The following is an 8,815-nucleotide window of genomic DNA, read 5'->3' on the forward strand; positions in this document are numbered from 1 at the left end:
GCGATGAGCCCGCCCGCCTTTCCTCCATTTTTTACTCCAGAAAGGAATGAATCATGCGTAGAATGACTCGTTTCCTGAGCGTCGTGACGGCTATTGCGATGGCCGCGGCACTGGCTGGCTGCGGTTCCGCCGGTGAAGCCTCCACCGAGTCGTCCTCGCCGTCCGGCGTCACCCTGACGCTCGGTGATCAAGGCCTCCTGAAGCCCCTGGTCGAAGCAGCGGACGCACTCGAGGGGGCGCCTTATAAAATTAAATGGGCAGAGTTCCAAGCAGCTCCACCGATGTTCGCCGCGCTCCAGGCCGGACGGATCGACACCACCTACGGCGGCGACTCCACGACTCTCCACGCCATGGGGAACGGAAGCGCGCTGAAGTTGGTGGCCGGTATCCAGACCAACGGCTCCACCGTGGCGATCGTGGCACAGAAGAGCTCGAAGGTTCGCTCGATCGATGACCTGAAGGGCAAGACGGTGGCGGTGTCGCCGGCCGAGGGCTCCCTGGCCGACTACCTCCTCTTCCGCGCCCTGAAGGACGCCGGGCTGGCTCCCGACGACATCGAGACCAAGTACCTGCTCCCCGCCGCGGGCCAGGCCGCGTTCAGTTCCGGGCAGGTCGAGGTGTGGGCCACCGTCGCCCCCTTCACCGTCATGGCGGAGAACAGCGGCGCTCGCGTACTCGTCGACGGCAGCGACGGTCGGACGAGCGGCCTCAGTCTCATCGCGGCGTCGTCCAAGAACCTCGACGATCCGCAGAAGAAGGCGGCCCTCACCGACGTCCTCGCCCGGATCCAAAAGGCGATGGTCTGGTCCCGCGCCCATACCGACGAGTGGGCCGAGGCACTCGCCTCCGCCACCGGAATGGAGATCCCGCTCGTCAAGCTCGTGATCGCCCTGACGCCACAGAATCTGATCCCGCTGGACACGAACACCGTGAGCAGGATCCAGACGGTCGCGGACACCATGTACGAGGCCAAGTGGGTGACTCGTAAGATCACCGCCGCCTCAGCCGTGGACGCCGGCGTCGTCAAGGCGAAGAAGACCGGCGGTTCCGACACGTAGAGCGAGGCTTCCCCCACGAGAACGTAGCCGGACTCGGCTGCGCGCTCGTTCCAGGGTCCTCCTGATGGATCTCCGCGGCGGCAGGCGCCCCTGCCGCCGCACCACCGCATGCGCACCCTCATAAAGAAAAGCGTCAATAAAACTCGAAGCAACAGAATCAGAATCACGAGATACGAGTCAGGCAGACAGGCCGTCGATGAACGAATTACTCACGATGACACTCTCAGACAGGCACCGGACTGCGCGGCAGACAGTCGGCCGTGCCGATGAGTAATCCACCGGACTGCCGTGGAGACCGGCGGTTCGGCCGTCTGCTGGGTCCCGCTCAGGATGCCGCGGGGGCATGAAGTTCCAGCGTAGAGAGCCGGATTGACACGTGTCAGAGGCCTCGGATGCCCATGAACGGGCTCATCCACTGGCACGGCGGGCGCGGTCCGGGCCGTCGCCACTGCCGGCCCGTTACCGGGCGTCGGACAGCTGGGCTCCTGTTCGTCCGGGCGTCTGGCTCGCGATCCGCTTGGTCTTGGTGTTGACGCCCCCGGCGGGGCCGTTGCCGCACAGAAGCCTGAGGGGGGCGATCACGGCGTCGCGGTCCCGCTCCGGGCCCCGGGTGCAGGCATACGGACGAGGCGGACGAGGCGGACGGGCCGTACGTCGCGGGTGCGGCTCCAGGACTCCGGGCACCCGCCCCGTCCGGCGCGGAGACGACGTTGAAGCAGCTCAGCGCGCGTCGCCCACGCCGAGTACGCCGCCGACAGCCGGGACAGGAACTCGACCTCAGCCTTACACCATGAGACGCCGAGCTGAGACCCCGGGACGGCGCCCGAGGTCAGGCGCGGACCGCGGTCAGAAAGAGGTAGCCGCTCTCCGGGGCGGCCGCAGACAGACGCATGAAGTCGATGAGCGAGGTGGCCTGTTCCTCGCCCACCAGATCGACCAGCTTGTCGCGGACGGTCTCCACCGCGTCGGCCATGAGATCGAGAGTACGGCCGACGTTGTCGCTGATGTCACGGATCTCCACGTCGACGAAACCGTTGTCGGCCAACACCTTCCGGTATTCGTCGATGGTGCCCAAAGAACTCACCGCGTAGTTCGCGCAGATGTGGTCCAGGACCGCGCGGCCCGCAGGGCTGACCGGACCGCGCTCGATGACGTCGGCGACGGCGAGACGGCCGCCGGGGCGCAGGACGCGGGCGGTCTCGGCGACCACCTGCCCGCGGTCGGGCATGTGCCACATCGACTCGAACGCCCAGGCCGCGTCGAACGAGCCGTCGGGGAAGGGCATGTTCATCGCGTCGGTGAACTGGAACGTGGCCCGATCGGCGAGCCCGGCCTCGGCCGCGAGTTCATTGGCCTTCGCCACCTGGACGTGGCTGACGGAGATGCCCACCACGTTCACGTCGGACGCGCGGACGAGCCGGAACGCGGGGTGGCCGATGCCGCAGCCGATGTCCAGAACCCGCTGGCCGGCCTGCGCGGCGATGCCTGAGATCATCAGGTCGGTCAGGCGGTCGGTGGCTTCCTCGACGGAGCTGTCGTCGGCGTCGTTCTCCCAGTAGCCGTAGTGCTTGTTGGGGCCCCACGCGGAACCGTAGATCTGACCGATCCCGTCGTACACGCCGGCGACGTCGATGGGAGCGGGAAACTGCTGAGGCGTCATGACGAACTCCGTATTGCTGTGAAGGTGGCGGGAAAACGGCGGCAGGTCCTGCGGGTCGCACCCGAGCCACATGTCTCGGAAACCCGCTGCGCTCGGCTGGGCAACCCCAGCCGAGCGCCTGTGTGAATCTACTGACAGCCACTGACAATCACGTAGGTCATCAGGTGCCGCGGGGGCCCGGAGAATCCGCCGGAATGCTCGCGGCTCGCTTCCGCTCGAAGCGCAGGAAACCCAGCCGCAGGCCTCCCGCCGCCCATTCGGCGCCAAGCGCCTGGTTCGCCAACAGGGATATCCTCAGCTGCCTGCGTTCAACTGGTGAAAGGCTACTGTCACCGTCCAGTACCGCCTTCGTCCAGGCGGTACTCTCCTCCCAGAACGGCAAGGTTTCCGAGGTGGCGTCGACGTCGTCGACCAATTCGAAACCCGCAGCTTCCGCGGCTTCCGCGTAGTCGCGCACCGTAGCTGGTTTTGTGTAGAAGTACTCGGCCCACACATCGGCCCCGTGCGGGCGTGTGATGAATACTTCCTCGATGCACACACTCCCACCCGGGCGAATCACGTGCCCCAGACGCTCGAACCACTGCGGACGGTCGAAATATCCGCTGCTCTCGATTGCCACGGCCGCGTCGTAGGGGCCGTCGTCCAAGGGGAGATGCATCGCGTCACAGACCAGCGTTCGGATCTTCCCGCCCACACCAGATTCCCGCGCGAACCCCTCGACTATCGGCGCGTGTTCCGGCGCGTTGGTGATCGACGTGACGTCGGCGCCGTATTCCTGTGCCCAGAAGAGCGAGCCGCCGCCAAGGCCGCAGCCGACATCCAGGATCCTCCCCGAGAGCCGGTGTTCCGCGCCCCAGATCTTGGCCGCATACCGCAGCAGACCCTCTTGGTGAAGCCGAATGCTGCCGCGAAGATCATCCGGCGTCGCCTCGTGGACATTCAGCGGCGTGCGGGAAGAAGGGTAGTGACCTACATGATAGTGGATCCTGGGTCCGGGCCCGTATTTGCGAACGAGCCTGGCTGTTTTGTCGTCGTAGTACTGGCCGACTATTCTTACCTCGTTCTGAGGCTCCAGCACTGTTTGAGCTGAACTCGAAAGTCCATCCAGATTTGACACGGTCACTCCTCCAGAGCTCGATGCCGGCGACTTGGCGAACGGCCTGCTTCGGTCGTTTAAATGGTTTGCGGCACGAGTGAGCCAGGCCGGACGGTTCCACCGGCCTTGATCCGAGATTATTGGCGCAGCACCTCGCTCGAAATGCAGAGTCGCCCTCATGATGCGAAATATCGAGTTCACACTGAAATCGAGTAGCGGCTGGCGGAATCCATCCTGGAGGACGCCCCTGGTCGTGTCAACGACGCAGGGTGGGCGTCTTCGACTTTAGGAAAAACCCCAAAGAAGTTGGTGTAAGGCCTGGATGGGACCACCCTGCGGAATGATAGCTACTGGGCGACACCAAGGCCGCGTATTCGAGTGCGGCTATTAAGCCGACACCCAACGGCGGACAAGACTTCCCGAGAAGGACTCGGTTTCTAACGACCGGTGTGGACGCCCAGTTCGGCAACATGAGCAAGGCGTTCCGACACGGACGTCATGGCACGGAACGGAGTGGGAATGAGTGGCGGTAAGCAGGTCCTGCTGGCCGAGCCGCGGAGTTTTTGTGCCGGCGTACGCCGAGCGATAAGCATCATCGACCTCGCGCTGGAACAGCACGGCGCGCCGATCTACGTCCGCAAGGAGATCGTGCACAACCACCACGTGGTGCGCGAGTTCCAGCGCCGGGGTGTCCGGTTCGTCGACTCCGAGGAGGAGGTGCCGGAGGGCGCGGTGTGTGTCTTCTCCGCGCACGGTGTCTCCCCGCAGGTGCGGCAGAACGCGGACGCACGCGGGCTGGACGTGCTCGACGCGACCTGCCCCCTGGTGGCCAAAGTGCACCAGGAGGCCCGCCGGTTCGCCCGCGACGGGCGGACGTTGCTGCTGATCGGGCACGCGGACCACGAGGAGGTCGAGGGCACCTACGGACACGCTCCCGACCGGACGATCATCGTAGAGACGGTCGCCGACGCGGAGGCACTGGAGGACCTTCCCCCCGACGCACCGGTCGCCTACCTCACCCAGACCACGCTCTCGGTGGACGAGACCAAGGACATCATCGCCGTGCTCCAGCGCAGGTTCACCGACCTGCGCGGGCCTGCCACCGACGACATCTGTTACGCCAGTCAGAACCGCCAGGACGGCATCAGGGCCATCGTGGACCGGTGCGACCTGGTGCTGGTGGTCGGTTCGACCAACTCCAGCAACTCGATCCGGATGGTGGAGGTGGCACGCAGGCTCGGCAGCAGGGCCGAACTGGTGCCGGACGTGACCCACTTCGACCCCACGTGGCTGGCCGGCGTGAGCACGGTCGGTGTGAGCGCCGGGGCGAGCGCGCCGGAGATCCTCGTCGACCAGCTGCTCGACCGGCTCGCCGAACTGGGTTACGCGGACATATCCGTGGAACGGGTGGCGACCGAGGACATCGTGTTCTCCCCGCCCACGCGGCTGACCGGAGCGGTGGACGTGCCGTGACCGATCGAGATCGGGCGGCCCACCGTCGCCGATGGCCGTGGCAGGGACTCTGTCAGCAGGAGCGCGTCGGCGGTGAGCCGCGTCGGCCGTCGTTCCGGCCGGTCCGACCGGCCGAGGCCACCCCTGCCTGAGCGTCTTTCCCGGCGTCAGCCGGCGCACGAGGCCATCGGCCGAACCGGCAGCGCGCCGGGCAGTCGGCCCCAACTGACCGAGATGGCGGCCGCGGGCCGCCTACCGCACCCGGTGAGGAGCACTGTTCGACATGGCGCTGCTGAAAACCGTGCACGACCCGGCGCGGTTGCGTGAGCTGACCGCCGGAGAACTCCGCGACCTCGCCGGGGAGATCCGCGCGTTCCTGATCGAGCGGGTCTCCGCGACCGGAGGACATCTCGGGCCCAACCTGGGTGTGGTCGAGCTGACCATCGCGCTGCACACGGTGTTCGAGTCCCCTCGGGACCGGTTGCTGTGGGACACCGGCCACCAGTCCTACGTACACAAGATCCTCACAGGCCGTCAGGCCGGCTTCGACCGGCTGCGCAAGTCGGGCGGAATCTCCGGCTACCCGAGCCGGGAGGAGTCCGGGCACGACCTGGTGGAGAACTCGCACGCGTCCACCGCGCTGTCCTACGCGGACGGGCTGGCCAGGGCGGACGCCCACCTCGGTCGGCGCGACCGGTCGACCGTCGCGATCATCGGCGACGGCGCGATGACCGGCGGCATGGCCTGGGAGGCGCTCAACAACATCGCGGGTGGCCCGGCGCGGCCGCTCGTCATCGTGCTCAACGACAACCAACGCTCCTACGCGCCGACCGTCGGCGGGCTGGCCGAGCACCTGGCCGACCTGCGCGCCGGGCGCGGGCCGGGCGTCTTCGAACAACTCGGGCTCGGATACCTGGGTCCCGTCGACGGCCACGACATCTCCGCCGTCCAGGAATCCCTGCGCCGAGCGGTCGCACTGGGCGGGCCGGTGGTGGTGCATGTGATCACCGCCAAGGGCAAGGGATACCGGCACACCGAGACCAACGACCTCGACCTCGGCCACGCCGTCAAACCGATGGACCCGCACACCGGGCAGGCGCTGAAGGCGTCGCCCCCCTCGTTCACGTCGGTGTTCGGCGAGAAGCTGGTCGAACTGGCCGAGCGGCGCGACGACCTCGTGGCGATCACGGCCGCAATGACCGAGCCGACCGGGCTCCTGCCGCTGCAGCGCAGGTTTCCGCACCGGGTGATCGACGTCGGCATCGCCGAGCAGCACGCGGTCACGATGGCTGCCGGGTTGTCCATGGGCGGCGTGCATCCGGTGGTGGCCATCTACTCCACGTTCGTCAACCGCGCGCTCGACCAACTGCTCATGGACGTCGCGCTGCATCGCCGCCCGGTGACGTTCGTCCTCGACCGGTCTGGGGTGACCGGCGACGACGGGCCGAGCCACAACGGCATGTGGGACCTGTCGGTGCTGCAGGTGGTGCCGGGGCTGCGGATCGCGGCGCCGCGCGACGGCACCCGGCTGGCCGAACTGCTGACCGAGGCGGTGGCATGGCGCGAGGGTCCGACCCTGCTGCGGTTCCCCAAGGGTCCCGCCGGTGAGGACCTGCCCGCCACCGCCACGTTCAACGGGATCGACGTGCTGCGCCGTTCCGGCCGGCTGGACGTGCTGATCATCGCGGTGGGTGCGCTGGCCGGGCTCTCGCTCACCGTTGCCGACGGCGTGCGGGCACAGGGCATTGGGGTGACGGTGGTGGACCCAAGGTGGGTCACCCCGGTCAACCCCGCGCTGGCCGACCTGGCCCGCCGCCACCGGCTCGCGATCACGGTCGAGGACAACAGCCGCGCCGGCGGTGTCGGTTCCGCGATCGCGCAGGCGCTGCGGGACGCCGACGTGCACACTCCGCTGCGCGAGTTCGGCATCCCGAGGCGGTTCCTCAGCCACGGCTCCAGGGCTGAGGTGCTCGCCGCCTGCGGGCTGACCGCGCAGCACATCACCAGAGTCGTGGTGGAGCTGCTGACCGGCCTCGACGCCGCACCGGCGTCGGCAGGAATCGACGACCCCGGCACCTGGCCGGTTCACTCAGGGGAGGAACATTGACGACCGTCGATCTGGGAATGCCCTTGCCGCGCAAGGAGGAGGTCCCGCTCCCGGTGGCCACGCGGCGGACCTCCCGCCGGATCATGGTGGGCAGGGTGCCGGTCGGCGGCGACGCGCCGGTGTCGGTGCAGTCGATGACCACCACGTCCACCGCCGACGTCGACGCCACGCTGCAGCAGATCGCCGAACTCACCGCGGCGGGCTGCGAGATCGTGCGGGTCGCTGTGCCGTCGGCGGACGACGCGGCCGCACTGCCGGCGATCGCCCGCAGATCGGGCATCCCGGTGATAGCCGACATCCACTTCCAGCCGAAGTACGTGTTCGCCGCGATCGACGCCGGCTGCGCCGCGGTACGGGTCAACCCCGGCAACATCCGCCAGTTCGACGACCAGGTCGGCGCGATCGCCCGTGCGGCCAAAGACGCGGCCATCCCGATCCGGATCGGCGTGAACGCCGGATCGCTGGACAAGCGATTGCTGCGCAAGCACGGCGGCATCACCCCGGAGGCGCTGGTGGAGTCGGCGTTGTGGGAGTGCTCGTTGTTCGAGGAGCACGGCTACACCGACCTGAAGATCTCGGTGAAGCACCACGACCCGGTGGTGATGATCGAGGCGTACCGCAAGCTCGCCGGCCGGTGCGACTACCCGCTGCACCTCGGTGTGACCGAGGCGGGCCCCCGGTTCCAGGGCACCATCAAGTCCGCGGTCGCGTTCGGCGCGCTGCTCGCCGAGGGCATCGGCGACACCATCCGCGTCTCGCTGTCCGCGCCACCGGTCGAGGAGGTCAAGGTCGGTGCGCAGATCCTGGAGTCGCTCGGGTTGCGGCCACGGGGACTGGACATCGTGTCGTGTCCGTCCTGCGGCCGGGCCCAGGTCGACGTGCACACCCTCGCCGAGCGGGTCACCGCGGCGCTTGAGGGGTTCCCGGTGCCGTTGCGGGTGGCGGTGATGGGCTGTGTCGTGAACGGGCCCGGCGAGGCGCGCGAGGCCGACATCGGTGTCGCCGCCGGCAACGGCAAGGGCCAGATCTTCGTCAAGGGCAAGGTGATCCGTACGGTCCCCGAGTCACAGATCGTGGAGGCCCTCCTGTCCGAGGCCGTACGCATCGCCGAGGAGATGGGTGTGGACGTCGAGGCATGACCGGACGAACCGCCTCCATCGGAACAGATCAAGAACCAGCGAACCACCGGGCGTCAATCCGCAGTTTCACGTGCAATGCGCGGGGGCCACGAATCCGTTCGCAGAATCTGGAGGACGAACGCTCTCGAAACCAGCGAGACACGATTCGGGGCCTGCAGCTTTTCGGACATGACGCGGACGTGATAGTCGATGGTCTTCGAACTGAGGAACAACTCTCTTGAAAGTCGCCCACTGGAGAAGCCGGCCGCAACACCCTCCAAGATCCTGACCTGGACCGAACTGAGAACCAAGCCACCGGCCCAC

7 protein-coding genes and 1 pseudogene are annotated in these 8,815 nt (G+C 67.5%); 4 read left to right on the top strand and 4 right to left on the bottom strand.

Annotation, left to right across the window (positions count from 1 at the left end):
• Nucleotides 1-53 precede the first annotated feature (53 nt).
• Nucleotides 54-1,058 (top strand): ABC transporter substrate-binding protein, encoded by a 1,005-nt coding sequence (locus I8N67_RS40120; protein WP_200309246.1) that lies wholly within the window; start codon nt 54-56, stop codon nt 1,056-1,058.
• A gap of 459 nt (nt 1,059-1,517) precedes the next feature.
• Here the strand turns inward: I8N67_RS40120 and I8N67_RS44825 are convergent.
• The 3 genes and pseudogenes from I8N67_RS44825 to I8N67_RS40130 all read right to left on the bottom strand — a co-directional run.
• Nucleotides 1,518-1,688 (bottom strand): annotated as a pseudogene (locus I8N67_RS44825) (ISL3 family transposase); the annotation flags it as partial.
• A gap of 199 nt (nt 1,689-1,887) precedes the next feature.
• On the bottom strand, nt 1,888-2,718 hold the full coding sequence (locus I8N67_RS40125; RefSeq protein WP_200309247.1) for a methyltransferase domain-containing protein: 831 nt from the start codon (nt 2,716-2,718) through the stop codon (nt 1,888-1,890).
• 160 nt (nt 2,719-2,878) lie between these two features.
• Nucleotides 2,879-3,835 (bottom strand): SAM-dependent methyltransferase, encoded by a 957-nt coding sequence (locus I8N67_RS40130; RefSeq protein ID WP_307835516.1) that lies wholly within the window; start codon nt 3,833-3,835, stop codon nt 2,879-2,881.
• A gap of 498 nt (nt 3,836-4,333) precedes the next feature.
• On the opposite strand from I8N67_RS40130, the gene ispH reads away from it, so the two are divergent.
• The 3 genes from ispH to ispG all read left to right on the top strand — a co-directional run bounded on the left by ispH (nt 4,334) and on the right by ispG (nt 8,512).
• Entirely contained in the window at nt 4,334-5,287 is a 954-nt protein-coding gene (gene ispH / locus I8N67_RS40135) for a 4-hydroxy-3-methylbut-2-enyl diphosphate reductase (protein ID WP_200309248.1), read from the top strand.
• A gap of 262 nt (nt 5,288-5,549) precedes the next feature.
• The gene (locus tag I8N67_RS40140) at nt 5,550-7,373 is read left to right on the top strand and encodes a 1-deoxy-D-xylulose-5-phosphate synthase (RefSeq protein ID WP_200309249.1); all 1,824 of its coding nucleotides are present in this window, start codon (nt 5,550-5,552) and stop codon (nt 7,371-7,373) included.
• A complete protein-coding gene (gene ispG, locus I8N67_RS40145; protein ID WP_234047031.1) occupies nt 7,370-8,512 on the top strand; it encodes a flavodoxin-dependent (E)-4-hydroxy-3-methylbut-2-enyl-diphosphate synthase in 1,143 nt (380 codons plus the stop codon). The genes I8N67_RS40140 and ispG overlap by 4 nt, the downstream gene beginning before the upstream one ends.
• Before the next feature lie 53 nt (nt 8,513-8,565).
• Here ispG and I8N67_RS40150 read toward each other — a convergent pair.
• Nucleotides 8,566-8,815, bottom strand: a 250-nt coding sequence (locus I8N67_RS40150; RefSeq protein ID WP_234047032.1) for a LuxR C-terminal-related transcriptional regulator, incomplete at its 5' end; no start/stop codon positions are given.

It is taken from the genome of Streptomyces adelaidensis (assembly GCF_016598475.1).
Taxonomy (GTDB): domain Bacteria; phylum Actinomycetota; class Actinomycetes; order Streptomycetales; family Streptomycetaceae; genus Streptomyces; species Streptomyces adelaidensis.

What these genes read in the sequence shown, in the direction of transcription:
- I8N67_RS40120 (WP_200309246.1), top strand. Translation starts at nt 54, where the DNA reads ATGCGTAGAATGACTCGTTTCCTGAGCGTCGTGACGGCTATTGCGATG.
- I8N67_RS40125 (WP_200309247.1), bottom strand. Translation starts at nt 2,718, where the DNA reads ATGACGCCTCAGCAGTTTCCCGCTCCCATCGACGTCGCCGGCGTGTAC.
- ispH (WP_200309248.1), top strand. Translation starts at nt 4,334, where the DNA reads ATGAGTGGCGGTAAGCAGGTCCTGCTGGCCGAGCCGCGGAGTTTTTGT.
- I8N67_RS40140 (WP_200309249.1), top strand. Translation starts at nt 5,550, where the DNA reads ATGGCGCTGCTGAAAACCGTGCACGACCCGGCGCGGTTGCGTGAGCTG.